Source organism: Streptomyces sp. 2P-4, assembly GCF_030167965.1.
In the GTDB taxonomy this organism is placed as follows: domain Bacteria; phylum Actinomycetota; class Actinomycetes; order Streptomycetales; family Streptomycetaceae; genus Streptomyces; species Streptomyces globosus_A.
Genome location: NZ_CP095011.1, coordinates 1,053,637 through 1,079,834 on the forward strand (window position 1 = coordinate 1,053,637; position 26,198 = coordinate 1,079,834).

The 26,198-nt window shown below is 66.1% G+C and carries 17 protein-coding genes; 15 read left to right on the forward strand and 2 right to left on the reverse strand.

Annotation, left to right across the window (positions count from 1 at the left end):
- Positions 1 to 41: 41 nt before the first annotated feature.
- The 15 genes from MUK52_RS04305 to MUK52_RS04375 all read left to right on the forward strand — a co-directional run bounded on the left by MUK52_RS04305 (position 42) and on the right by MUK52_RS04375 (position 24,659).
- Entirely contained in the window at positions 42 to 1,025 is a 984-nt protein-coding gene (locus tag MUK52_RS04305) for a hypothetical protein (RefSeq protein WP_284574729.1), read from the forward strand.
- A complete protein-coding gene (locus tag MUK52_RS04310; RefSeq protein WP_284574730.1) occupies positions 1,022 to 1,723 on the forward strand; it encodes a hypothetical protein in 702 nt (233 codons plus the stop codon). Before MUK52_RS04305 ends, MUK52_RS04310 begins: the two co-directional genes overlap by 4 nt.
- A gap of 74 nt (positions 1,724 to 1,797) precedes the next feature.
- On the forward strand, positions 1,798 to 2,586 hold the full coding sequence (locus MUK52_RS04315; protein WP_284574731.1) for a hypothetical protein: 789 nt from the start codon (positions 1,798 to 1,800) through the stop codon (positions 2,584 to 2,586).
- Complete coding sequence (locus tag MUK52_RS04320; RefSeq protein WP_284574732.1) at positions 2,583 to 3,293, forward strand: hypothetical protein; 711 nt, start codon at positions 2,583 to 2,585, stop codon at positions 3,291 to 3,293. The genes MUK52_RS04315 and MUK52_RS04320 overlap by 4 nt, the downstream gene beginning before the upstream one ends.
- Before the next feature lie 63 nt (positions 3,294 to 3,356).
- Positions 3,357 to 3,881, forward strand: coding sequence for a hypothetical protein (locus tag MUK52_RS04325; RefSeq protein WP_284574734.1), 525 nt, complete (start codon positions 3,357 to 3,359; stop codon positions 3,879 to 3,881).
- Positions 3,881 to 4,915 (forward strand): hypothetical protein, encoded by a 1,035-nt coding sequence (locus MUK52_RS04330; RefSeq protein WP_284574736.1) that lies wholly within the window; start codon positions 3,881 to 3,883, stop codon positions 4,913 to 4,915. The genes MUK52_RS04325 and MUK52_RS04330 overlap by 1 nt, the downstream gene beginning before the upstream one ends.
- 95 nt (positions 4,916 to 5,010) lie before the next feature.
- Positions 5,011 to 7,287, forward strand: a complete 2,277-nt coding sequence (gene mobL / locus MUK52_RS04335; protein ID WP_284574737.1) for a relaxase MobL — start codon at positions 5,011 to 5,013, stop codon at positions 7,285 to 7,287.
- A gap of 90 nt (positions 7,288 to 7,377) precedes the next feature.
- Positions 7,378 to 7,926, forward strand: a complete 549-nt coding sequence (locus tag MUK52_RS04340; protein ID WP_284574738.1) for a hypothetical protein — start codon at positions 7,378 to 7,380, stop codon at positions 7,924 to 7,926.
- A 289-nt stretch (positions 7,927 to 8,215) separates the two neighbouring features.
- On the forward strand, positions 8,216 to 9,970 hold the full coding sequence (locus MUK52_RS04345; protein ID WP_284574739.1) for an AAA family ATPase: 1,755 nt from the start codon (positions 8,216 to 8,218) through the stop codon (positions 9,968 to 9,970).
- 141 nt (positions 9,971 to 10,111) lie between these two features.
- Positions 10,112 to 12,169, forward strand: coding sequence for a coiled-coil domain-containing protein (locus tag MUK52_RS04350; protein ID WP_284574740.1), 2,058 nt, complete (start codon positions 10,112 to 10,114; stop codon positions 12,167 to 12,169).
- A gap of 136 nt (positions 12,170 to 12,305) precedes the next feature.
- Positions 12,306 to 16,352 carry a type IV secretory system conjugative DNA transfer family protein gene (locus MUK52_RS04355; RefSeq protein WP_284574741.1) on the forward strand — a complete coding sequence of 1,349 codons (4,047 nt, stop codon included), beginning with the start codon at positions 12,306 to 12,308 and terminating at the stop codon, positions 16,350 to 16,352.
- A 165-nt stretch (positions 16,353 to 16,517) separates the two neighbouring features.
- A complete protein-coding gene (locus tag MUK52_RS04360) occupies positions 16,518 to 22,064 on the forward strand; it encodes a hypothetical protein (RefSeq protein WP_284574742.1) in 5,547 nt (1,848 codons plus the stop codon).
- Between the two features lies 1 nt (position 22,065).
- Positions 22,066 to 23,805, forward strand: a complete 1,740-nt coding sequence (locus tag MUK52_RS04365; protein WP_284574743.1) for a hypothetical protein — start codon at positions 22,066 to 22,068, stop codon at positions 23,803 to 23,805.
- 41 nt (positions 23,806 to 23,846) lie between these two features.
- Entirely contained in the window at positions 23,847 to 24,212 is a 366-nt protein-coding gene (locus tag MUK52_RS04370) for a hypothetical protein (RefSeq protein WP_284574744.1), read from the forward strand.
- Positions 24,213 to 24,344: 132 nt separating this feature from the next.
- Complete coding sequence (locus MUK52_RS04375) at positions 24,345 to 24,659, forward strand: HU family DNA-binding protein (RefSeq protein WP_114055116.1); 315 nt, start codon at positions 24,345 to 24,347, stop codon at positions 24,657 to 24,659.
- Positions 24,660 to 24,900: 241 nt separating this feature from the next.
- Here MUK52_RS04375 and MUK52_RS04380 read toward each other — a convergent pair whose 3' ends face one another.
- Both MUK52_RS04380 and MUK52_RS04385 read right to left on the reverse strand, forming a co-directional pair.
- Positions 24,901 to 25,446, reverse strand: a complete 546-nt coding sequence (locus MUK52_RS04380; RefSeq protein ID WP_162793167.1) for a hypothetical protein — start codon at positions 25,444 to 25,446, stop codon at positions 24,901 to 24,903.
- Positions 25,406 to 25,813: a hypothetical protein gene (locus tag MUK52_RS04385; RefSeq protein WP_114055114.1), complete on the reverse strand. Its 408-nt coding sequence runs from the start codon at positions 25,811 to 25,813 to the stop codon at positions 25,406 to 25,408. Before MUK52_RS04385 ends, MUK52_RS04380 begins: the two co-directional genes overlap by 41 nt.
- Between the last annotated feature and the right edge of the window lie 385 nt (positions 25,814 to 26,198).

A 26,198-nucleotide genomic window follows, 5' to 3' on the forward strand; every position in this document is an offset into this window, starting at 1 on the left:
TTCGATCGTTTATGAGAACAACACGGAGTGAGGAGCGTTCCGTGACGACAACCCCTGACGAATCCGAGGGCATCGGATCTGAACAGGAGAGCGAGTCGATGCCCGGGGAGAAGCCCGCGGTATCGAAGACGCACACGAAGGTCACCGGAGTCGAACTCGAAGAGCGCTTCGCGGGCTGGATGATGCGCCGGCGGGAGAAGGGCCAGGCCCGCGCCCCGGCGGACAACGCGCGCCTGCTCCGTCGTGGCGTCACCGCGGTGATGAGTGCCGGGATCCTCGCCCTGGTCATCACTGCGGGCGTGACCGGCGAGAGCTTCAAGACGACCACAGCGGACAACAAGGCACGGATCCTCCAGCTCACGCAAGAGTTGGACGATGCCCGGTCCAAGCCCGCGAAGGCGGACGTCGGCGCGCAGTTGTCAAAGCTCGCCGAGGCGGCAGCCGCCGACGCGGAGAAGGTCGCGGCGGGTGAGCAGACCTTCGCTGAGTTGTACCACCGGGCCGATGTCCAGCCCAGCCCGAAGAACGGGGCTCCGAACCAGGCCACGCTGGAAATCATCGAGCACCGACGGCACTTGGCGCCGCTGTTCGGCAAGGACTCTTTCCGCGTCAGCGACAAGGAGGCGTACAGCACGTCGTCGCTGACGCCGTTCGACGCGACCACCGAGATCGATCCGCGCCACGCCTGGTACATCCGCTACGAGGGCGACAAGGCGGCTGCCCCGAGCACGTACGCATGGAAGGTCGAGACGGTGATGCCCGATCTGAGCGTGAAGGGCGGCTCCGGCGCGACGAACCAGGCAAGGGTCATCTGGCTGTGCCGGGACACGACGAGCGGCGAGGTGCTCGCCTGGGCGAGCGCGCGCTACGTACGCAATGGCACGGCGGGGGCCTTCGACCACCTGGCCCTCGTGGTAACCGCCGCCGGGGCTCCGCACGAGAACCCGGCGGTCAGGATGCCGGCCGGGTCCGGAGTACCCGAACTCAGCGGCATCGGCACACAGGAGGCGGGCGGGAAGCGATGACGGAGCAGACGGCAGCACCCGCGCGGCGGGGATTCTTCCGGCGCAACCTCTCGGCCCTGGGGACGGCAGCGGTCCTCACGGTGGTCGCGACGGTTGGCGGAGTGACCTGGAGCAGTCGGCACGCGGCCCTGGTTGAGCAGGAAGCCCGGATCAACGAGATCGAGGGACATCTGGCGGCAGTCCGGAAGAGTGACGCCGAGCAGGTGAACGCGGACGTGATGGCGGCCATGGGTGTCAGCCGGAGTCGGCTGAGCACCGACCGTGAGCGCATCAAGTCGCTGCTCTCGATGGTCTTCACGTGGGACTCGGGGCAGAGCTACGAGGCTGCGCGCGAGAGGCTGAAGAGTCGGTTCGACCTCACCGAGAACGAGAAGTTCCTGAAGTCGTTCATGCCCCCGTCGAGGTTCAACGAGGATTCCCAAGGGCGGCGTTACCACTACATCGACGCGGTTGGCCTGAACTCGGCCCTCGGCGCGGATCCGGACGTGGAGGTCATCGACGCCAAGGCGGGCGTCTACACCTACGCCGTCCTTGCCGACGTCGAGGTCACCTCCGACGCGACGTCCCAGAACAAGGCGAGCAAAGCCAGTGTCACGGCGTACCGGCGCGCGCTCCTCTTCGTCACGGTCGACGCCCAGGGCAAGGTCGCGAACCTCTCCGGCGTGCCGGCGAGCGGCGAGACTCGCCATTCCAAATGACTCAGGCACCCTTTCGACTCATCTCACTGATAGAGTCAGACTGGTATTTGAGTGGAACAGCGAGTTGAGGAGCGATGGCGTCGACACAGACCGATGAGTCGGGCGGGTCCGCGGTACGCAAGACGCGCTTCGTCGCGACGTCCAGGTCCTCGCAGGAGGGCGCGGACACTCCTGAGCGCATGGAGCCCGCGGGCAGCCTGCGCAAGCGCACCCTTGCGGCCGGTCTGAGCATGGGTGTCGGCGCACTGCTGTGCTTCCTGCTCTCCGCAGGAATATCCGACGGCCAGAGCGCGGAGCGCGGTACGGCTGTACCGGAGGTGTCCTCTCTGCGGGAGCAGCTCAGGATCACCGAGGCGAAGACCGCGGCGCTACCGAAGCCCGACGACGCCGAGCGTGGTCTGACCGCGGCCCTGAGGGCGGCTGGTCAAGTCGCGAAGCTGCAGAACGACTACCGCTACCTGACGCCCAAGGTGGCGGCAGGCGGCGGCAAGCTCGACGCGGCGACGTCTCAGTCGACGCTACGCAATCTCATCCCCTACTTTGCCCCCTCGGTACACCGGGAAGACCTGGGTCCGTGGTACCTGCTCGCCGGCGACAAGGACGTACCAGCCGGCGTCGGGATCCCCATGAGCTTCGACTCGGGCTTCGAGTGGGCCGGCCAGGTGCCTTACCTGGTCAACGACGACGGCACCATCGCGGTGACCTGGCTGGCGATGGAGACCAGGACCGGGGCGGGCGAAAAGCCGGCGGTGCTGGCCTGGGCCCGCGCCGACTACGACCTGGTCCGCAACGCATTCGTGAACATCCGGACCGGTACGACGGTCACGGGCAAGGCTCTGGAGCAGGAGGTGAGGGCACCGTGAAGGAGGAGATCAACGACAAGTTGCGCCTGCACGCCGGGAGGATCCTGCTCGGCGGCACCGGGGCGCTGCTCGCGCTCTCGGTGGTCACACTCGGAGCCGGCCTGCTCGGCGACGGTCCGGCGGTGTCGGACATCCAGGACAACGCGGCCCTTCAGAAGCTCGAAGTCGACCTCAGCGACGCCCGGACCGAGCTCGCGGCACGGCACACGGCGCTGCTGGCCCAGTTGCCGGGCGTGGACATCGAGCGGGTGAACCGTGACAGGACGACGGGCCGGTCCCTTCTGCTCGGCCTCACGGACAGCTCGGCGTCGAGCCGGACCGTCAAGGAGCAGCAGGCGCTGCTCGACGCGCGCTACGGCTTCCTCGACGACAAGTCCCGGGTACTGACTGAGTTCGTGCCGGAGTGGATGACTGCGACCGGAGCCACGAAGGGCGCTGGGACGACGTACGCGCTTGCCGATCTGGACGTGCATGTGAGTCGAGTGCAGGGCCTGAACTACTCCTACACGGGGGTGGCCCGTCTCGATCCGGTCCGCGTTGGACCGGACAAGAGCAGCGCCTCCAAGAGCGAGTTCGTGGTCCTCGCTTACTCCACCTCTCAGGACGGCACGGCGACATCGCTGGACGCCTACCGGGCCTCAGGCAAGACCCGCGACGCCCTCGTCGGGGCCGGCGAGGAGCAGTCCTCCCCCAAGCCGAACCGGTGAGCGAAACACCCACCGTTTCGGCACGCACCCCAGAAGACCTCTACGAGACGTAAGGACACGAAGATGTCGACTCAGGCCCTGGAGAAGACCGAGACGACTGTCCCGACGAGCACGGCCTCGGCGGCGAGGAAGACCACGTCCAAGCCTGAGAAGGAGCCCAAGACCGCGAAGCCGCACACCGGATGGCGGCGCCTGGCTCCGGGGAATCAGGCCGGTGGGGTCTCCGTCGTGGTGTGGGCGGGGTTCTTCCGGGCCGTCGTCCTTCTCGCCGACTACCTGCTGGCATGCATCACGGCCGTGGTCATCATCCCGCTGCTGGGCGCATGGCTGCACCAGCAGTCGGGCGCATCCCGGGTAGCGCTCAGCGCTGATGGAACCGTCGCCATGTGGCTAATGCCGCTCCTCTTCCTGGTCGCACTGCTCGTCGCGGGCGAGATCGTCGTGATGCGCGGCATGTGGCGCTGGGCAACACGGATGATCGCGAGGATCCAGGACGCCCGGGGCGACGCGACCGGGACCCACGTCACACCGGAGTCCACGACCAGGACCGCCAACCAGAGCAGGACCACCCGCAAGAGGAGCAAGTGATGCGCACCGCAGGACTGACGATGAACGACGTATGGGCCCACCGTGTCCTGCGTGAACGAGGAGTGGAGACGTACCGGCTGGAGGGCGTGGTCGTCGAGCTCGGCGTCATGGTCGAATCGCTCGACCTCAAACATCGGGGCCGGGAGGAGAACTACCGTCCGTATCTGCACATGACGGGCGAGCTGCGCTCGGTCACCCCTGCGGAGGCCCTGCCGTTCGGTATATCCCAGGTGACCTACTCCCCCGGCCAGGGCGAGAGGGTGGACGCCTTCTACGAGTTCGACGACCAGCAGCTGGTGGTGCTGGCCGGCAAGGGATACTTCACGAGTGGCTTCACCGTGCCCGAGCAGGTCACCGGGATCGAGTGGGAGCTGCCGGCCACGGCGGACGTGCTCGTCCTCGCTCCGTCGGAGGTGCAGACCGAAGGCGATGTGCCCGTGGTCTTCACCCAGATCCACGGCATCGGGGGCTTGGAGATCGATCTCGAGTCCAGCGGCTACGACCTCGCCGGCTACTTCGCCGACCAATCCAAGAACGGCGCCCCGCGGGCCGAGGCCGTGGTCGACGCACGCGGGCTGAAGTCGCGCGCGGACGCGATCAACCCGCTGTTCACCGAGGACGAGCTGGGCCTGGACACCGAGACCAAGCAGGTCGTCGGAGCGCCCGCGCCCGAGGCAGCGCCGGTGGCTGACGGCATGAACGCACGCTTGCGGCAGATCGAGGCGGAGATCGCCGCCGAACGGGAGCAGTACAAGACCGAGCGTGCGAGCACCGAGGGCACCATGGAGAACCTCTACCGGGAGCGCGTGGCTGCACCACTGCACAAGGCTGTGGAGCAGGAGGTGCCGTCCGCTTCCTCGGTCCCGACCCGTGAGGCGCAACGCGACCTGAACCTCGCTCCCGACCGGGAGGAGGAGGCACGCCGACATGAGGCCAAGCCCGTCCCGAGCCTGGACGAGCGCAAGCTCCAGGTGGCCCGGCGTGCGGCCGATCTGGACTTCGGCGTTGACGACGAGCAGAGCTTGGGCTCCTGAGGACGGATCAGGCATGACGTGCGCGGCCCGGGGAGCCGGCTGACAGCAGCCGGGGCCCGTGGTGCATCGGTGGCGAGACAGGAAAGAGAGCGACGATGGGCCTGAAGCAGGACATCGTGATCGTGAATGAGTTCACCGTGCAGCTGCCCGGCGGCAAGGGATCGCGCGGCGCGACGCCGGGCGACTACATCACCCGGTACATGGCCCGCGCGCAGGCGACGGAGTCCCTGGCTCCGATCCAGCGTCTGCGCACCGACGACTTCATCCTGCGCTACACGGCGAGGGAGTCCGCCGTCGAGCGCGTCGGCATTTCGCGGGGTGCGGCGAAGCACGAGATGCGCCAGGCGCAAGGCCACGGCGGCGTGGCCTTCGGCTACGGCTCGGTCTCGCTCTCGGACGAACAGCTCAAGGCGGCCGGCAGGGACATCCAGCACTACTTCGACGCGGGGCACACCGTGTTGAAGACCGTGCTGTCTTTCGACGAGGAGTACCTGCGGAAGCAAAAGATCATCGACGTTGACTTCCGCTGCGAAGCCCGCGGTGACTACCGCGGCCACATCGATCAGATGAAGCTGCGCATGGCGGTCATGTACGGCCTGGAGCGGATGGGCTCTGGGACCAGCGGCTTCGACGACCTGCGGTACGTGGGGGTCATCCAGGTCGACACCGAGCACGTGCACTGCCACCTGGCCATGGTCGACGGCGGCCGGGGCCAGGTGACGAAGAACGGCACGCAGCGCGGCAAGCTACTGGACCGGCACAAGTCCCGGCTCCGCCGCGGCGTCGATGCCTGGCTCCACGAGAAGCAGGCGGTCGCCCACCTCTCCAGCGCCGTCGGCTACGAGCGGCGCAACGTCACCACCTTCATCAAGCGGTGGGCGCACGAGCGGATCCGTGCCGAGTCCCTGCCGCAGTTTCTGGTCGCCTGCCTGCCTGGGGACCGAACGCTTTGGCGCGCCGGCTCGGACGACGCTCGCATGCGCAAGGCGAACCAGTTGGTGACCGAGCTCGTGGAGGAGCAGCTCGAACGTGCTGGGTCCCCGATGCCCGCGGCCATGGAGCGCATCGTCGACTACGCCAACGAGCGCCGCGCAAAGGAGTCTCTGAGCACGGAGGAGTGGCAGAAGCTCGTCGAGCAGGGACGTACGCAGATCACGGAGCGCGCCGTCAACGGCATCTACCAGATGCTTCGGGCCATGCCGGAGTCGGAACTGCGGGTGCGCACGCCGATGCTCGAAGTCATGGGGATGGACTACCAGCAGATGGCGGCGCTGGCTGCAGATCGTCGCGTGGGCCACGAGAACACGGAAGCCGATCTGGTCTCCTTCGGCTTCCGGCTGCGCAGCTACGCCTCACGTCTACGGCATCACCGGGAGAAGGCCGGGGTCTACCGCGATCTCACCCACCAGTGGGAACGGGCCGAGAAGGCCGGTGTGGCGGCCGAGGATTCGCGCCCGCTCTACGACTTCTACCGCTTCGAGGAGGCCTACCACTGGAGGCTGATGAGCAAGTACCGGCACTTCCTGCCCTTTGTCGGCGGTGCGGGCGCATGGCACGAGCAGCAGCAGGACGTGGCGGCTTACGGCCGGCGGCTGCTCTCGCTCATGGCCCTGCGCGCGGATGCCTCTCTGCAGCGGATGAAAGACTCCGAGGAGGCCGAGAATCTGGGCCGGACGATCTACGGTCAGCCCGGCGGCAGGCTCCTGACCGAGGGCATGCGCGGCCGGGCGGTGCTGGACGCGCGCATTCGGACGATGAAGCAGTCCTATGACCGGAAGTTGCACGGCCTCCGGGCCGATCTCGCTTCCTCCGGCCTGGTGCTGCGCGTGGGGTCGGGCGCCGAGGACCGGGCGAGTACGGAGGCGGACGCGGTCAGCACGGACTTCAAGGTCGTCGTCGGTACCGCGTATGACTTCGACGAGGTCAAAGGCTTGGATCTGCATCACCTGGGCTACGACTTCGTCACCGACGTCGTCATCGGCGCGCGCGCACACCAGGCCTTCGTCGAGACTGCCAGGGATCGCCGACGGCTGCTGCTGGCGGCGATGGACTACCTGGACCAGTCCGGTCAGGCAGAGGCAATTGCCGATCTGCCGGTGAACGACGTCGCGGCGATGACACGGGTGTCCCGGGAGCTGACGTCCCAGCAGACGGGCCGGCGATCCGGCTCGCTCATGTTGCGTTCCCGAATCGCGGAGCTGCGCGCCGGGCGCGAGCAAGCCGCGGGGATGCGGCGGTCCAAGGCTTCCTCGCTGGACGCCGGCCTGGTCGTGCGGGTCCAGGCCCGAGTCGATCAGGCTGTGACCACAGCAGAGGCCGAGATGGCATTCGACTCGCATCAGCCGTCCATCTCAACCGCTTTTGAGCCCTAACCAGACGAGCCGATTACGTCTTGTTCGGGCGATGTGACTGATCGCGGTCGACTGTCGGATGACAGTCGGAACAAGTGGAGAGGAGAGATCATGGCACTTCTCAGGGGCCGGGGCGCGATGACCGGAGTCAACCTCATCGCGATAGCCTACAAGAAGGGCTTCACCAAGGACGGCAAGTCCCGGTACGCCGACATCCAGCTTGACGCTCGAGACCTGCGCGGCCCGAAGCAAACGAACCTGCATCTGAAGTCCGATCGGGTTCAGGGCGAGGACGGCAAGGTCCGCCACAACAACGGCGCCCCGTACTCCACCAGTCAGATGGAGGAGATCGCCGAGGCCGCCGGGCCGAACACCGAGCCGATCCTGGACAAGGACGGCAACGAGATCGGCACCATCTACGGCTTCAAGGGCAATGTGATGCCCGCGACGCACGGCACCGGCCTGGTGGTCAACACCAAGTCCGTCAAGGCCTCCGAGTTCGTGGTCGACAGCAGAACGCTGGACCGCCAATTGGCCTCCATGCGTGCAGCCCGCGAGGCCCAGGCCGCGGCCAAGGAGTCACAGGCTCAGTCTTCGGCTCCCGAGACCGAGCGGGAACAGGCAGCCGAGGTCGAGGTCGACCAGCCGACGGTCGACTGAGACCAAGGGCGAGGCCGAGTCAAGCCCTCGAAAGGGCCCCTGGAATGACATCCAGGGGCATTTCGGCTACACGGAATCGTCTTGATCCACTGGAGTGCACGACCTACGCGTACGAGATGTCGAGCGCTGATCGCGCGGCCGCCTTCCAAGACCCATCCACGAATGCCCTCACGAGCCCTTTTGCCTGTCATTGCACGCCCTATCGAGTGTGGCTCATGATAGATTTCGACTGATTTCACAGTCGGATCGCCAGTCCTGTCGAGAGGTCTTGTGTGGCATGTTTCAAGAGGTGCAGCTCAACGAGCGCTACCGGCTCCTGTCCAAACTCTCCGAGCCGCTGAAGAAGGCCGAGCGCGACATCGTCGGCCGCGAGCACGAGACGACACAGCTGCTGGCCTCGCTGAGCCGTCCCGAGCTGTGCAACGCGCTCCTGTTGGCCGAGGCCGGCACAGGCAAGACGGCCCTGGTCCAGGCCACGATGCTGGTGGACAAGGACCGCCTCTACCTGGAAGTGGACCCAGCGCGCATGATCTCCGAGGCGGGCACCGCCGAGAACATGGCCGCGATCCTCAAGGGCTTCTTCGACGAGGCCGAGGACTTCGTCAGAAACGAGAGGCACGAACTGGTCCTCTTCATCGACGAGTTCCATCAGGTCGCGCAGCTCTCCGACGCCGCCGTCGAGGCGATCAAGCCGGTCCTCGCCGCATCGGGAACCCGCGGCATCAGGATCATCGCAGCGACAACCTACGAGGAGTTCCACAAGCACATCTCGCCGAACCAGCCGCTCGTCGAGCGACTGCAACGCATCAACCTGAACCCGCCCGACCAGTCGACGACCATCAAGATTCTGCAGGGCATGGCCGAACGATATGGGGTGGCCGACGAGTTCTACGACGACCACATCTTCCGGCAGATCTACGAGTACACCCAGCGCTACATGCCGGCCAGCGCTCAACCGCGCAAGTCGATCCTCGTGCTCGACTCCATGGTCGGCTGGTCCCGCCTGACGCACCGGCCGATGGACCGGGACCTGCTCTCGGACGTGCTCATGGAGACCCTGAACGTGAACGTGGCCTTCAAGGTCGACGGCGCGAAGATCAAGAAGCAGCTGGACGAGAAGGTGTTCAGCCAGGAATGGGCGACCAGCGCGGTGGCGCGTCGCCTACAGCTGGCGGTGGCCGACCTCAACGACAAGGGAAAGCCAATGGCGAGCCTGCTGTTCACGGGCTCCACCGGCGTCGGCAAGACCGAACTCACCAAGCAGCTGGCGAAGCTGCTGTTCGGCGATGACCAGCGGCACCTGATCCGCTTCGACATGACGGAGTACGCCGAGGACTCGTCATTCGCGGCCTTCCGCTCCGAACTCACCAAGCGGGTGTGGGACCTCTCCCACGCCGTGCTGCTGTTCGACGAGGTCGAGAAGGCCTCGGCCATGGTCACGCGCGTGCTGCTACAGGTGCTCGACGACGGCCGGCTCAACGACGACAACAACCGCGAAGTGAGCTTCCTCAACACGTACATCGTCCTGACGACGAACGCCGGCACGGAAATCTACAAGAGCATCTCGCAGTACGCCGCCGACGACACCGGCTCGGGCAAACAGCTGATGGAGTACGAGAAGCTGATCCGCCGCTCCATCTCCTCGACGACAGGCGACAACCGGTTCCCGCCCGAGCTGCTGGGCCGCATCGACGCGATCGTACCCTTCCAGCCGCTGTCGCTGCCGACGCAGCAGAAGATCGTGCGGAAGAAGCTTCGGCAGATGGTGCAGGAGGTGTTCGTCAAGCACAACGTGCGGGTCGACGTCGATGCGAGGGTGCTGCAGTACCTCATCGAGGACAAGGGTGACACCGACTCCGATGCCGGCGGCGCGCGTGCGGCCGTGGCGAGGCTGACCGACGAGGTCACCACCGCGGTGGCGACCTTCCTCAACGAGCACCCCTCAGAGCGACGGATCCGCATCGACGTCGTCGGCGACTTGGTCAGCGACGACAAGAACCTGCTGAGTTCCGATGCCTACATCGAGGTCAGTGCGGTGCGATGAGCCGGTAAAGGCCGACGGAACCTAGTCGACTAGCGGGTCGATAGCCCTTTTGCGCCCTATGGTTGCTTATTCAGACAAGGCGACGATAGGATGCTCGTAAACCAGGCGGACTGTGTTCCTTTGGCGAGGAGATCGGCATCGATGGGCATTCTGGGAGCGGCGGCGGTCCGCCAGAAGAAGGAACGGAAGAAGAAGCCCAATGAGCTTCTGGCCTCCGTGGTGAGAGAGACGGCGATCCCGGCAGCGGTCGAGTTGCTGCGGTCGAACACTCCGTTCGTCTTTCCCAGCGGCACGGCCTGGGTGATGCTCGTGCTTGCTGCCGAGGAGATCGGCGGCTTGAGTACGCGGCACGGCCGGGACGAGGCGAAGGGCTCGATCATCGAGCTCATCAGCTCCGACCAGATCCGCACGGTGGCCACGGCAGAGATGCTCGAAGAGGAAGTCTTCGGCATCATCCCCACCGACGAGACTCTCGCGCGCATGGAGGAGTACTCGCTGCTCACCGGTGCCACCTACGCCTGGGCCGTCGTGTGGCAGAAGCCCGGCGGCGATCTGCTCGTCGATCTGGTGAACGATGCGACCTTCGCACAGGCGCGCTTCGTCGCCGCAGGTGTCACGACCCTCGAAGAAGCCGTGGGCAAGAAGGCGTGGGAAGAACACAGCGGCCTGGTCGCCGAGGTTGGGACCGCCGACCCCTCCCCGGCGCTCCTCGATGAGGACGAGGGGGATGCGATCTTCGATGAGATCCCCGGTGACGAGGGGGCTGACGAGGGCCTGGACGACGAGCCGCGTTTCGGCGACGTCGTCGACGACGATGAACGGGTGGACGCACCCGTGTTCGACGGGGACGACATGGACACCGTTTCGGTCGAGTCGGAGCCGGACTACGACGGCGACGACGTGACCGGCTACGAGGGCTTCGACGAGACCGGCGCCGGCTACGACATCGAAGGCGACCACCAGGAAGCCGGCGACGCCGTGCTGCTGGCGGATCAGGCCCAGGTACGCGACGTCATCGCCCGCCGGTTCCTCTCCGAGGAGCTGGACTTGGACGTCCGGCTTGACGAGTTCAACGCGACCTTCACCATCGGCGCACCGGTCGTACAGATCGCCGTGCCCGAGGGAGCGACCGAGTGGCTCGGGGACCAGGTCGCCCAGCTCAACCGGCAAGCCAACGCGGACTTGATGCAGCTCCGTTCCGCGCACGAGGTTGAGCTGCGTGCGCTCTACGTCAACCTCATGTCGGCGCACACCGAGCAGGTCATCCGTGCGGTGGCCACCGACCGCGAGGGCTCCCGGTACAAGCTGTTGAAGGACGCGGCCGAGGCTGAGCACCAGCAGCGGCAGACAGAGAAGGAGGAGAAGGCCCGAGCCCGCCGGGCGGAGATCGCCAAGGAGTATGAGGCGCAGGCCGCCAAGGTGGCCCAGCAGGCGGCGCTTTCGGCGGAGCTGCAGTACAAGGAGCGCAACCGCTCACGGATGGAGCGCGAGCAGATTGACTCCGTCGCCCAGATCGAGCGGGACATCGAGGATACCCACGCGCACAACCAGCAGGAAATCCTGCGGGTCCGACGGTCGGACGCAACGCTGAAGATGCAGACCGGGCAGACGCGGATATTCGAGGTGCTGGCCGAGCGGCAGTCGGAGTACCTGGCGGCCGAGGAAGAGCGCCTGAACCGGTGGAAGTCCGAGATCCAGCGAATCGTCGACGACAACCGCAAGGCGGACATCGCCCAGTCCGAGGCGCTGGCCGAGCACCAGCGGACCACGGACGAGATCGGCATCCTGCGCCGGGAACAGCGGGACCTCCTGGAATCGATGCGCTCTGAGCACGCCGACCGGATCCGCCGAATGGAGGACGAGCTCGAGCGCAACCGCAAGGACGCCATCACCCAGATGGCGACTCGGGACGCCGAGTGGCAGCACAACCTCAACCTGGAGAAGGAGAAGACCAACTTCCAGGTGACGCGGGCCACCGACCTGCTCGAGCAGCTGACGGCGGTCGAGGATTCAACGGCCAGGCGGTACGAAGCCCGCCTGACGGAGATGCAGGCCGACAAGGAGGCCTACGCCAACGAGCTGGCACGGGCTTCCGAGATGCAGAGCCGCTCGAACAAGATCCTCGTCGTCATGATCGTCACGCTCTCGCTCCTGATGGCTGTGGCCGGCTTCATCGTCGGGGTGGTCTTCATCCGTTGAGTGATCCGGTCATGACCGACGGGGTGATCTGACGGCGCACGGGGCGCGTTCCCCATGCGCCGTCGTCGTCTGCCGAGCCGGGCGCAACGGACAGCGGGACAGCGAACTGGGCGAGGCTCGAAAGTAAGGAATCACGATGGCCACGAACAGGCGGAAGGCGGCGCGGCCGAAGGCGAGCAGCTGGGAGAAGATCTCGGCGCGGAAGCCCGGCGAGACGCTGACGAACCGAGACGTCCACGACAACCAGCAGCTGGACCGCAGCAAGTTCCTGACCCTGAGGTCGACCAGACCGGGCATCGTCGTCGCGGTCATTGCCGGAGTGCTGGTGACGGTCGTTGCCTGGGTCTTCTACTCGCTCATCGCCGCGGCGGTGCTCTCGGCGGGCGTGTTCGTGGGCTCGGGTGTGTCCGGCAGCGGCAGCGGCAAGCCGAGTGCGTACTACGTTCAGGACACCATGACGGGTGCGGGCGGCTCGGTCGTGAAGTGTTACCGACCCCTGACCGAAGACGGCAACCCGGACGTGAAGGCGAAGTGTCACCCCAGCGCTGGGGCTGTTCCGGTCCCCGTCTGGTACACCGCTGCGAAGGACGGCAACCTCGGCGCCGGCAGGCCGGCTGAGCCCGAGAAGAGCGCGACGACGGTCGGAGAGCAGCTGGCCGACGTTTCGGGGTTCAAGCTCTTCATCACGCTCGGCTCGGGTCTGATGGTCGCCCTCGTCATCGGCACGTGGTTCTCGCGGAGGGTCGCCGCGGCGAACCTGATGAACACCACGAGCGACATCAACCAGTACCAGAACGACCAGCACATCGCCCTGCCGGAAGAGATCCAGCAGAACTACGACTGGTTCCCTGACGCCGGTGCCCACTCGAGCGTGCAGGTCAGCTCGATGCTCAGCCACATGATGCTCAGGCAGAAGGGTCTGGGCACCGTCGAGGTCGCCCGGCGCGCCAAGGAGGACGTCACCGATGAGGAGGGGAACCTCGTCTATTACGCCGGCGAGGCCATGGACGACGACGAAGGCAGTCCGCTGACGCAGACCCTGCCGATCATCGACGAAGTCTTCGGCGACGAGCTGTTCGAAGCCTCCGGCCTCCCCGCTGACAAGACCCTGCGACAGAAGTACGACGCCACACGCATCCCGTACAACCCTGACGGCAAGAACCGGGACAAACTCGGCTTCGGATCGAACGCATACAAGACCGTCGCTGCCCTGATCAAGGAGGACTGGACGTTCCCGGAGTACGAGGTCCAGCGCCCTGCCGGGGCGTACATAGTCGATACCGCGCCGGTGAACACCATGGTGCTGGCCATCACCCGAGCCGGTAAGGGCCAGACGTACATCGAGCCGGTCATCGACATGTGGTCGCGAGAGAAGAAGCCCTCGAACATGGTCATCAACGACCCCAAGGGCGAGCTGCTGGTGAAGAACTACGTGCCCCTGGTCACCAGGGGGTTCGAGCCGGTGCAGTTCAACCTGATCAACTCCATGAAGACCGACATCTACAACCCCCTGGGGCTGGCGGCCGACGCAGCGCGTGAAGGCAACTTCACCAAGTGCGCACTGTATGTGGAGAACATCGCCGGGATCTTCTTTCCGCTCGACGGCGGCGAGGACCCGGTCTGGCCCAATGCCGCCAACAACGCCTTCAAGCGCGCGGCCTACGGACTCATCGACTTCTACCTGGAAGAGGAACGGGAGCTGCGCAGCGCCGCAGCCGTGCTGGACATGGACCCGGTGCTGCTCGAGCAGAAGCTCGATGACCTCTGGGGCAAGGTCACGCTCTACAACTGCTACCAGCTCTTCGTGCAGATGAGCTCGAAGAAGGTCAAGAACCCTGAGGCCGAACTGGAAAAGCGGGTCAAGGCAGGCGAGTTCGACAACGACGCGGCCGCCCTGGCCGAGGAGCAGGCGAAGGCTGCGGCCCGGGCCTTCATGTGGGAAGGCAAGGCCGATCAGGACATGCTCAGCCTGTACTTCAACGCGAGCGAAGCGCTGCCCCGCAACAACATGCGCACGATGGTGGGCAACGCCCACAACGCGCTGCGCTCGATGGCCGGCGCAGAGAAGATGCTCGCCTCTGTGTACGGCATCGCGATCACCGCCATGTCGTTCTTCACCGACCCCACGATCTCGACGCTGACCTCGGGCAAGCCGTCGCAGAACACCGACCTGGCCGGACTGAGCTTCCCGCGTCGCCTCGGCGTGCGCTTCGCGCCGAACTACGTCAAGCGCGACCACCTCGTCGGTCAGCAGGCCGTGTGGTCCGCCTACGCGGACCCGATGTTCACCGAGAACCTCGGCGAGGACTTCGAGCACGAGGAGATCGTCGGCCGCGAAGGTTGGGCCCGGTACAACTTCAAGGGCAAGTTCCCCGGCGCCGAAACCTGGATCAAGCTGGAGCTGGTCAACCCCCAGACGAAGATGCTGCTGCGCACCTTCTACTTCAGCTTCACGAAGACCCACCAGGTCTCGCTCAATGGCCGGCACTACGTGGTCGAGCCGGTGACGGGCAAGAAGATCGTGAAGAACGGCGTGATGCGCGAGCTGAAGCCGGTGCGTGAGGGTGGCACTCGGGACGGGAAGATCCTGTCCTTCCAGGCCGGGGACACGCTCTACCCGGACACGCGGCTCGACTTCTCCGGCGGCGGCAACCCGGAGAAGGTCTCGTATCAGGCACGGGCGATCACGCAGAAGCTGTCTCGCTACTCGGAGGCCCCGAAGGCGCTGTTCCTGGTGACTCCGCCTCACCTGATGAAGTACGCGAAACTGATCCTGATTCTGGTCAAGCAGCTGTTCGATGTGAGCGCCGACCAGTCGTACATGACGAAGTCGAACCAGAAGCCGCTCTACCGCACGCGGTTCATGCTCGACGAACTCGGCAACCTGCAGTCGGAGGGCAAGGGCATCGACGGCTTCGCGACGATGCTCTCCATCGGCCTGGGCCAGGAGCAGCAGTTCACGCTCATCCTGCAGACCCTGCAGCAACTGCGCGACGTCTACGGCGAGAGCGTCGACAAGATCGTGCAGGGCAACACCTCGAACATCGTGTTCTTGAAATCCACGGACGACTCGATGATCGAGACGCTGGAGAAGATGAGCGGCAGGACTCACCGCTCGTACAGGGACAGCAAGCAGATCAGCCAGGATCTCGACAAGGTCATCGGCGGCAAGACCGAGGGCCGGGTCTCCTACACGATGAGCACCAAGGAAGAGCCGCTGATCAGCTACAACGACATGGCCTTCCTCTCGCCGCGCAACTCGATCGTCTTCCGGGCCGGCGATGCGCCGATCTGGAACCGCAACCAGACGATCCTGCCGATGTCGGTCCGGCTGCTGAGGGACACGATCAAGCACCCGGGGCACACGTACTCACTGCAGACGATCCCGACGCTGTCCAGTGCCATGGACTTCGACGTGCGGATGAATCAGCCGGACTTCGTGAAGATGCTGGAGAAGCGCATGCGGCAGGCGGTCAAGGCCGCGGACGCGAAGGCGCAGTACAAGGAGATCTACGGCTACCGGGAGGTCGACATCGAGCGCCTGGACCCGGACGTCTACGCCGACGAGGTCATGGAGGTCATCACGACGATGACCACGGTGGACGAGGGGCATGACCCCAACGCTCCGGTGGTCGTCGACCCCGACGAGTACGAGGGGATGAGCATGTTCGACGAGGACCAGTTCATCGAGAACGTCGAGGTCGGTGTCGCAGTCGCCGAGAGTCAGGCGGTCAGCGTCGAGCGGCGGCGTCTGCTCTACGCGGAGGGGACGATCAGCAAGGAGATGCTGGTCAATCCCGACGGCTCGGCAAAGGTCAAAAGCCTGGACATCGAGATCGCTGAGGCTTACAAGTCCGCGCAGACCGAGTTGGAACAGGATCGCGAGCACTTCTCGGTCGGCGGCGACGGCGAACTGCGCAGCGCCGATGGGTCTCAGACCTACGTCAGCCAGATCCGCTCGGACGCGTACGCCAAGGCCGCCCGCCTGATCAACGGCCACGTGAAGGACGAGGGCTCGCGGGTGTTCGCGGAGGAGGACGTCACCGAGGAGGACCTGAAGTCGCTGGCGACGGTGAAGGTCCACTCGGCCTTCTACCAGTACCTGGCCTCGCTGCCGAGCTGGGAGGTGCTGGCCGACGGCCGGTTCGACAGGGCGATGGCCATCGAGATGAACTCGAAGTAGCCGACGGCCGCTTGGGGTCGGACAAGGATCACCACCAGTGCCGAGGCGATCTCTCACCCGAGACAGACAGCCTCCGCACTGACCTTTCAAATAGCTTTCAACTCTCTTTCGATAGGCAATGTAAGCTCTCTGCATACCGGAGCATCCACAGGAAGCTGATTGACTATGAAGAAGGCGCGCGGACTGCGGAAGTACTTCTACGAGTACGTCTACTACAAGGCAGTCGAGCAGGCCAGGATGCAGGCCGGACAGGTCATTCCGATCTCCCAGGCCAAGGCGATCCGCGCCCGAGTCGACGAGATCCTCGGCCGGCGGGCCACCGCACTGGCCGACCCCCGGCTGGGCATCGCGGACTGCCTCTCCGCCATCGACCAGGCGTTCGCGGAGAAGGTGTCCGACTATGAGCCGCAGTTCGGTGATCATTCCCCCCGGAACGAGCGCTATCAGCAGTTGCAGCGGGAGTTCACCCGCGTCACCGGTGTCGGTGCCCAGGTCGACTCGCAGTCGGCCCGGCTGCCGATCAGCCCCTATGACCCCGCCTGGTCCGAACGCGCGACCGTGAAGCGCGCCGGAACCGCGCTGCTGTACCTGCCGGACGAGACGATCGGACGCGTGGCCGGCGGCGAGGTGGAGACCCTGGCCGACCCGCGGCGCGGGAACATGGTGCTCTGGGGCATCGACGACAACGGCCGGCCGTTCCAGGCAGGCCGCGCGATGACGATCGACGACGCCGCGGGACTCACCGCGCTCATGGACAAGATGAGCCGGCAGGAGTACGACCAGGTGCGCGAGTGGGTCATCGACGGCGGCCGGAACCCGCAGACGAACCGCGTCGACGGCAACCGCTTCATGTCCCGGCGCGCCGTGGCGCGCTCGGCAGCACTGCTCGAAGAGCTGAAGGCCCAGGGCGTGTCCTACGCGGTGATGCGCGACCGCGAGCCAGGTCAGATCAAGGCGAAGATCGCCGGGACCGGCATGGAGATCCGCCTCATCGACACACGCCAGGAGGAGTACGCCGGAGCTCGGATATACGACAAGGGCACCGTGCTGCGCTACTCGACGAACCACCGGGTTCCCGGCGGCACGGCGGTCTACTCCCCCTCGCCGGCGGAGGCCGTCCAACTACTGCGCTTCGCCCAGGGACATCGCGTCGAGCGTACGGATGTTCCGGGGCGCGCCGCCGGCGAGACCGGCGCGACGCACCAGGAGCGCGGCCGTGGCCGCATGGTGGTGGATGTGCCCGACAGCTACCACGGTGACCGTGAGTCGATGTTCGTGGTCGGCGACTACGTGGCCCCCGGTGAGTCCGGCCCTCGGCCCGGCTCGAAGGTGATGCTGCGCCGGGACGCGAAGAACCGCTCACTGCCGGCCTTTTTCATCGACACCGAGTCGGCCGCGGCCTATGCGAAGACCGCCGTCGAGAGCGCTCGGGAGAACCTGCGGGCAGCCCTCGGCGTCGAGGACCTCATTGCCCGTGCCGAGACGGAGCTGGAGCGAACCGGCGGACAGCTGGATGCGATCGAACCGCCGGAGTACTCGGCTGACTCCGAGGTCGCTGCGATCCAGCGCTCGTACTGGGACGTGCTCACAGGCGCGCACAGCGAACTGCTGCGCCCGGGTGCGACCGAAGAGTTGTACCGGCAACGGCTGGAGGAGATCGGCGAGCTGCAGGCCGAGGAGACGCCCGAGATGGGCAACCTCGTCTACGGCGGCACCGCCGTCGAGAAGGTCCGACAGCACGCTGAGGACGTTCCCTTCGAACTCATCGGGACCTGGGAGGCGGAGCCCCACGACGTCGACGGCGAGTGGGTCGATCAGCGCTTCAACCCGGAGCGGGTGGCGCGATACATGACCAGCCCCACCGGGCAGTGGTCGAACCTCGACAACCTCGCCTCAGCGCTTCGTCGTTGCGAGATCTCCCCTGACGAGATCATGGGCTCGACCTTCCAGACGACCCGGTTCAAGGACCGGCTCGTCCGCTTCAACGCCGAGCGTTCCGTGCCGATCGCCGATCACGAATCCGCGTTCATGCGGCGTATCGGGGTCACCGTGCGCGAGAGCATCGAGCGCAACGCGGCGACGGTCGCCGAGATCCTGGTCGACGATCACGGCGTCATTCGCTGGAGTGGCGAGAAGCTTCGCCGTGACGGCAAGGGAACTCCGATCTCGGGCGAGATCGGCCAGGTGTTCGATGTCGGCGAGTACGGCGAGATCACCACCGCCTTCGCCGGCGGGCAGAACGCCCTGATCGTGCCCGGCTACCAGGCCACGATCACGGCCCAGACCCCAGGCGAGGCTCCGACCTCGGTCGAGGAGCGCACGCGCCTGCGCGGCTACGAGCAGCTCATGCACGAGCGCATCCAGTACCAGATCGCCGGTGACGTCATCACCGGGCGGAGCGAGACCGGCGAGCCCTCCTCGCTCAACACGGTCTACTCACAGCTTTACGGCACCAGGCACCCCGTCGACTACATCGAGCGCGCCACCACGTACCGGCGGGACGAGTCCACCGGCGAGGTCAAGGCACACCTGGACGAGTGGACGGCAGCGATCCTGCAGACCGAGGCGCGCCGTGTGCGCTACTCCAACGAGATCAAGGCCGGCTCAACCGTCTACGCCGAGTACAGGGCCCAGCGCGACCGAACCGACCCGGCTGATGACAACCACTTCGACGCCTGGCGGCTCACCGGCGGGCGGAACATGGCGGTGCTCACCGGCAAGGACCGGAACAACGTGGCAGCGCCCGGCGGCTACTTCGACCCGGTGATGACCGGGGGCGCGACCAACCAGGGCATCGTGCGGTACCTGACCACTCAGGCCCAGGTCGGCAGCGATGGTCGGATCGTGCCGGGCGACGAGAGCGTGGCCGGACAGCGTGCGCCGCTCATGGCTCTCCCCGAGCTCGAGACGCTGCGGTACGACCCGTTCGACCGTCAGCAGATGACGGCCTCGACGATCATGCAGTCCTCTGAGGTCACCGCACCGGCGAAGACGGCGCTGATGACCTTCGGCGGCTGGACGGCTGATGACCCGATCGTCGTGTCGAAGGAATTCGCCGGGCGCCACCGCATCCGCGGGACCGGCGGTCGGGAGCGCGATCTCGTCGTGGGCGACAAGATCTCGGATCTGCACGGCAACAAGGGCGTGATCTCGCTGATCGTCGACCGGGACATGCCTCTGCACGACGCGCAGCGGCAGGCCGTTGTCGAAGAGGTGAACTGGTTCCGCGCCAACCCGGGTCTGGACGTGGTGATGAGTCCGTTCAGCCTCATCTCCCGGCGCAACGCGGGCTCGGCGCGCGAGCTGATGAGCGGGAACGTCTCCGATCTGCGCTCGCCCAACGGAGAACTGCGGCCGAGTGCCCTGGGCGAGATGCGCTTCGTGGTCACCCATATGGCCGTCGACGAGAAGACGAAGATCTACGACGACGAGCAGGTGCGTGCAGGCAAGGGCCGTAAGGCCTCCGCTCAACTGGCCTGGGCGCTGCAGTCTCAGGACTGTCCGGCGATCATGCGCGAGTTCTACGGCCACAACAGCGGGGCCGAGTCGAGCCTGCGTGAGTACCTGCTGGTATCCGGCATGGACATGGACGCTGACGGCACGCTGCGCGTGATCGGCCAGGCCGAGGGCCTCGACGAGCGTACCGAGCGCCGGTTCATCCCGATGCCCGACTTGCTGCGCACGCAGCCGCGCAGGGCGGGCCAGCTCCCGGGACTGAACCTCATGGCGATGCGCGAGTCCTTCGGCGACCTCATCGGCGACCGCGGTGGCGACATGGAGATCCCGTTTCCGCTCACGTATCCGACCGGTGAGCAGACCGAGACGGTGAGCGCGAGCTCGTGGAAGCTGCCGGTGATGTCCTCGCATCTGCGTAGTGGTCAGGAGTTCGAGGACGGGTCCTCCGTCATGCACGACTACACCCGCAGCTACCAGGACGTCTTCGTGGAGGCCTGCCGCTACCGCTACATGGCCGAGCAGCTGGACAGCCAGGGTCTTTCTGCCGAGGAGCGCGCCAGGGTGCGTCGCAGCATGAGCGAATCGGTCTCGCGCGCTCAGCGCGCCTTCGAAGCGATCACGACCGACGTCCAGAACCGAGTGCTGACGGGCACGAGCAACATCTTCAAGACCGGGCTGATGTCCTCACGGCTCACCGACTCGGCGACGATGGTGTGGACCGCAGACCCACGGCTGGACGTCGACCAAGTCGCCCTCAGCTCGGTCAAGGCTGCGAAGTTGGGGCTCGCCGAGGGCGACCACGCGCTGGTGTGGCGTGACCCGGTGCTCCGTGACGCCGGTGTGCGCTACATGCGGGTGGCGATCGACGACCGGCTCACCGGCGCGGCGATCAACCCGGTCATGGACGCCTGCTTCGACGGCGATTTCGACGGTGATGCCGTCGCCGTGGTGAAGCTGCACAGCGAGGCAGCCAAGGCTGAGGCCCTGGCAAAGCTCTCGGTGCCGGCCAACCTGTTGGACACCGGAGTGGTCAAGGGCGATGGTTCACACCCGCTGGCCATGCAGGTGTCGCTGGACACCCAGGTCGCGCTCTCCAAGAACGCCAGAATGGCCCAAGAGTTGGAGAGTTCGCGGAGCGAGGCCAACCGGCTCCGGCTGCGGGCCGTCACGGGTTCGGATTCGCCGGAGGACGTCAGGCTCGCCCAGCAGTTCGTGACGGAGGAGCTGAGCGGGCTGTACCGCCGGGCGCAGCGTGGCGAGTTCGGTGCGGCTCTGACGTTCGCGGATCGCGAGGCACACCTGCAGAGCGTGCGCGAGGTCTGTGTCAGGACCGGCGCGAAGGGGAGCGAGAGGAAGCTCGAGGACTACGCCCGGAACCTGGGCGATGCACAGGGCACGCCCGGCATCACCCAATCCGACCAGGAAGCCTCGATGTTCGCCACGGCGATCAAGTCCCACGGCACCGGCTTGGGTGGCGCGTTCAGCCAGCGCGCCGTGCGCGCGCTGCGCGGCGAGGATCTCAAGGCCGTCCTGGAGGTCACCTACCCGGTGACCCAGTCGATCCTGCAGGCGAAGCACGACGCTGCCGAGGCCCGGCACAAATACGCGATGCTCCAGGGCCCCGGCCGTGATCTCTGGAGGGGCCGCAGCATCGAACGTGTCGGCCCGGGCCAGTGGCGCACGGCATTCCTGGACGGTGAGCCCGTCCAGGCTGCGGCCGAGGAGTGGGAGAAGCAGTTCATCGAGTTCTACGAATCGAAGGACGGCTTCGGGGTCAGGGTCAACCCGGAGTACGTGGCCCGCGTGGCCAGTGCGCTGGAGGACCCGGCGACCGGGCTCATCCGCAACTTGGAAGAAGACGTGTCGCTGCGGGGTACCCTGATGGACCGGATGGCCTACGCCGGCGCGTTCGCCGATCTGGTCGAGGCGGCCAAGAACCGTGAGAGCGTCTACGACGGCGAGAAGAACGAGCAGTTCGCGTCCTCGGCGGCTCTGAAGGCTCGGGTGCAGATGTCGTGGCAGCTGGATCAGCTGGGCTCCACCGGAAGGCACAGCCTGGACCGCGCCGTGATCGCCGTCGATGACTCGGTGGTCAAGCGCGACGTGATCTCTCAAGACGCGGCGGCGTCCCGCACCCGAGGCTCGCAGCGCCGCTCCGCGCATGCCGTGGCCGCGGGCGCGAGGCGCCCGGTCTACACGCCGAGCATCGAGATCGATCAGCCCGAAGTCGACGACGACTACGGGATGGGGTACTGAGATGGCACAGCCCAAGGAACTGGGAACAGGACCCACGGTGCGCCGGCGCGCGACCAAGGTGCTTCCGGTTGGCGACGATCGGCTTCGGACCGGTGAGCCGCGAGGCAACACCTACGCCCACTGGGCCTCGCGCTCGGACGAGCCGATCGACGCCGAGGTGATCGACGATCCGGGGCCGCAGGACGTGGACGGTGTGCGCGCCTGGCGTGAGCGGCTCCGGGACCGTGCCCGCGAATTCTTCGGTGAGAAGACCCGTAAGCGGATGGCCGACCGTGACCGCGTGCACGGGATCGACGTCGACCGGGCCGAGGACGAGAGCGAGGGCCTGGATCAGCGCGAGCAGCTGCTCAAACTCAGGGCGGAGACGCGGCTGGCCTGCGAGAAGTACATGGACTCGCTGCGGGACTCGAAGCTGTTGGTGCCCGGCTTCACCGACGAGGAGCGCACGCAGGATCTCGGCGTCATGCACCACGTCTACATGCAGATGATGATGCAGTCCTGTCTCAAGCCGCTCTCGCGCGGAGTGAATGCCAACTCGATCATCCAGGCGGTCGGCATGGTGATGACGATGCGGATGCTCGCCCCGGATTTCAAGAAGGAGATGGACAGCTACCTCCAACCCCTCAAGGACAAGATCCAGGAGCGCATCGACACCCGGACCCGTGGCATGGTGGCCTTTGCCGAGAGCGGCATCACGCACCGGCAGAGGATCTTCAAGGACCTGCCGAGCGGGGCCCGGCGCGAGCGCCTGATCGGCAGCACGGATCCGCGTGACCACCTGTCGAAGAAGTGGCGCACGCGCTTGGACGCCATGCAGCATCGTGAGCGCGGCCACCGGGAGATGTTCACTGCGGACTCGGCAGCCATGACCGAGGTCGCTCTCATGGAGAACGCCTTCTGGAAGATGCGGGAGCCGGGCGCGGACGTCGGCCTGATCCGCGAGAGCCACCGGGCGCTGCGCAAGCGCCTGTACGAGCAGATCAGCGAAGACGGCCTGGAGCGCCGGGAGGTCGTCCAGCGCGCCCGAAAGATCATCGGCGAGCGGATGGAGTACGAGCCCGAGCTGCGCACCATGTTCAACGGCGTGGCCCACGGACGGATCGTCAAGGCCCCCGCACACGAGGAGCGGATCGCGGGCTCCGACCGGGTCCGCACCGTTTGGAGCGGGGAGTTCGAGGACCAGTTGGGCCGGCGTCTGCCGGAGGACGGGATGTTCACACTCCGCCGACCCATGGACGCGGACGCCCACCAGGTTCAGCTCGCCGAGACGATGAAGACCTCGCTTCTCAACGCGCTGGGCCGCGGCGACAAAGAGGCCTACGGAGGCAACATGCTCGGCTACCTGGTCGGCTTCGCGGCGCAGAAACAGGGTCTGGACACCAGCGGGCTGCCCGACATGCTCCAGCACCGCCTGGACCAGTCCGAGGTGATGATCGCGAGCATGGACATCGACGGTCTGCCTCCCGAGGAGCAGCAGCGGGTCTACTCCAACGCCTACGTCGACGCGATGGAGGCAGTGCACGAGAAGTACCCGGATCTCGAGGCGCAGCTGAAGCGGAGCCTCGGAGAGAACTGGCAGCGAACACTGCAGACGGCGGTCGACGACCCCGGGGCCTTCTTCGAGGAGCAGCGGCTCAAGCCGCGGTCGGGCCCTACGGGTCCGTCGGCCGAGCGGGAGGCCGGCGCGCAGAACGACGGCCCGCACGCCGAGGCCGACTCCGAGGACTTCCAGCGAACCTGAGCGCGATCCGATAACACGAACGAGGAGCAGGAGGAGGGGGCTTGAACCAGGAACAGAACGAGGGACAGCAGATCAGGTTCGGATCGCGCTTCGCGCGGATGTTCGGCTACGTCACACCGGAGGATCGGAGCCGATGGGAGCAGCAGCGGGCGCAGAACAAGCCGCACGTCAGCGCGCTCCGGCAGGGCGCGACGTCGGCACTGAGTTCGATGATGGAGTTCGGAGAGCGCAACATCGGCGCGAAGCTCGATGCGGCCCACCGCGTGGCGGCGCAGCAGCGGTTCGAGGAGTCTCACGACAAGGTCCTGAACCAGCGCCGCGATCCGAACACGCGGAGCGTCATCGAGTCGGTCGTCTATGAGCCCCGGGGCGACCGGGAGGGCACAGAGCCGGATCTGGAAATCTAGCCGAATGAGCAACGATAAGCATGGTGACTGCATTTGAAAGGCCCCGCTCCCCTTTTCTACTCATGACCATCTCAGATAGACTGGCTCCCGAGCAGGACCGTTTAATGATCGGCGACAGGGCATGGTGTAAACATGGAAACGACGAAGACACCGCGCGTCAATAAGCGCGAGTTCATCTCGCGGGTCGCGACTCGCAGCAAGCTGCCCATCCGGGTGGTGAACAAGGTATACGAGTCGTTGGTTGGTGAACTCACCGGAGCGGTCAGCGGCGGTGAGGCGGTCGTACTCACGAGCTTCGGCCGCTTCTACCGACAGGACCACAAGGGTCACAAGGTGCGCTTCGGCAAGAGCAACGTCGACGACTACGTGGTTCTCAAGTTCTCCGCATCGAGCAGCTTCAACCGCCGACTCGGGGGCCATGAGGACGACGCCTCACCACGGACCTAGAGACGATCGGGGATGCCGGGCAAGTTCGAAAACGTCATTGAGGGTCGTGAGCTGCGGCCCGCGTCGCAGAAAGCGAGGAGCCGGCAGAAAGGAAAATACCCGTGATGCCTGCAGGTATCACGGGTATTTTCTTTGTGGATGAGATGAGTTCGGCCGCGAGGCTCAGCCGTCGGCGATGACGAAGATCAGCACGAGCGCGCCGACCGGGACGATGAGCACGCCGGCCACGGCCAGGTACAGGTCACCCGAACTGGTGGTCAGGCTCATTCATGGATGGCGTGTCGAAACTGCCGGTCAAGCGCTGCCTGGGTCGCGAGGGACTCGCAATCGGCTCGCGCTGCGCGGCCAGCTCGGCGAGAGTGAAGCCCACAGGGCGGCCCAGACGCTGGCCGGCCATGTAGTAGGCCTGCCCGTTCGCGCGTTCACCCAGGGCGATGATCTCGCGGATGACGGGCTCGCCCGGGCGCTGGGGCGAGCGCTCCCGCCAGACGATCCGGTGCGAGGGCTTTGCATTCGGATCTGCGCCGACGTACGTGGTCTCACAATCGGAGAGATCGGGATAACTGGGCATGTACCCCAGCGGGTGCGTGCCCGGCGCGCCTTGCTGGATCCGGCTCAGCTGGTTGAGAGCCACGCGCAGGAGCCGGCCCTCTGGTCCTTGAGGTTTCTTCAGCGCAGCGTCGTGGAGAGTCTGGAGGTCCTGCTTGAGACCGGCGGTCGGCAGGATGCGGATGACAGGCCGCCGCTCACTCATGACGCTTCTTCTGCTGGGCAGCACGATGGTCATCCGCCCACTGCTGACCGAGCGGGCCGAGGCTCTCGGCCAGTTCCTCGACGGTCATGCCCGCCTCGCCGGAGGCGTCGGACTCCTGGATGCGATGGGAGAGCTCGGCCTGGAAATCAGCCTCAGCGTGGACGTGGGCCGCGTGGTCGTACTTCATGAGGCGCACGAACGCTGCGAAGGGGATGATCGCGGCCTCGGGCTTGTTGCCGTCTCCGAAGATCAGCGGCGTGATCTGGCCGCGGCGATAGAGGTTCAGGACCGTGGCGAGTTCCTCGTGCCTGAGCTGGTCCGTCGGGACGACATTGACAGAGAACTTCGGGAGCTCGGCGCCGGGACTGCTGCCGCCGTGGGCGTTGTCGTTGCGAGTCATACCTTCATTGTAGTCAGCCTGGATTGACTTGTTGTCGACTCGTATACGAGGGTCATCGCCAAGTCGACATGGATGTCGAATGACGGCTCACTCCATCCCTGAGAGGCGCGCCAGGCAGGAGAAGGAGGAGCCGGTGCTCCAGTCCCGCACGGCGCGGATGGAGCACGGGCTCTGATTCCTGCACAGTCACGACGGCCGTCCAGGGCCGAGAGGACGTCGTAAAGCATCACGCATGTGGGCATCGAACAGCTCGCACTTGACGGCGCGGTCGGGGCGTATGCCTCCCCGTCTGCCCATCAGGGGCAGAGCATCGACAGCCCACTCCCCCGCAGTTCACCCAGCCGGACCCAGGTCGCAGTTCGGACGCCGAACCCGCGGTCGCCCT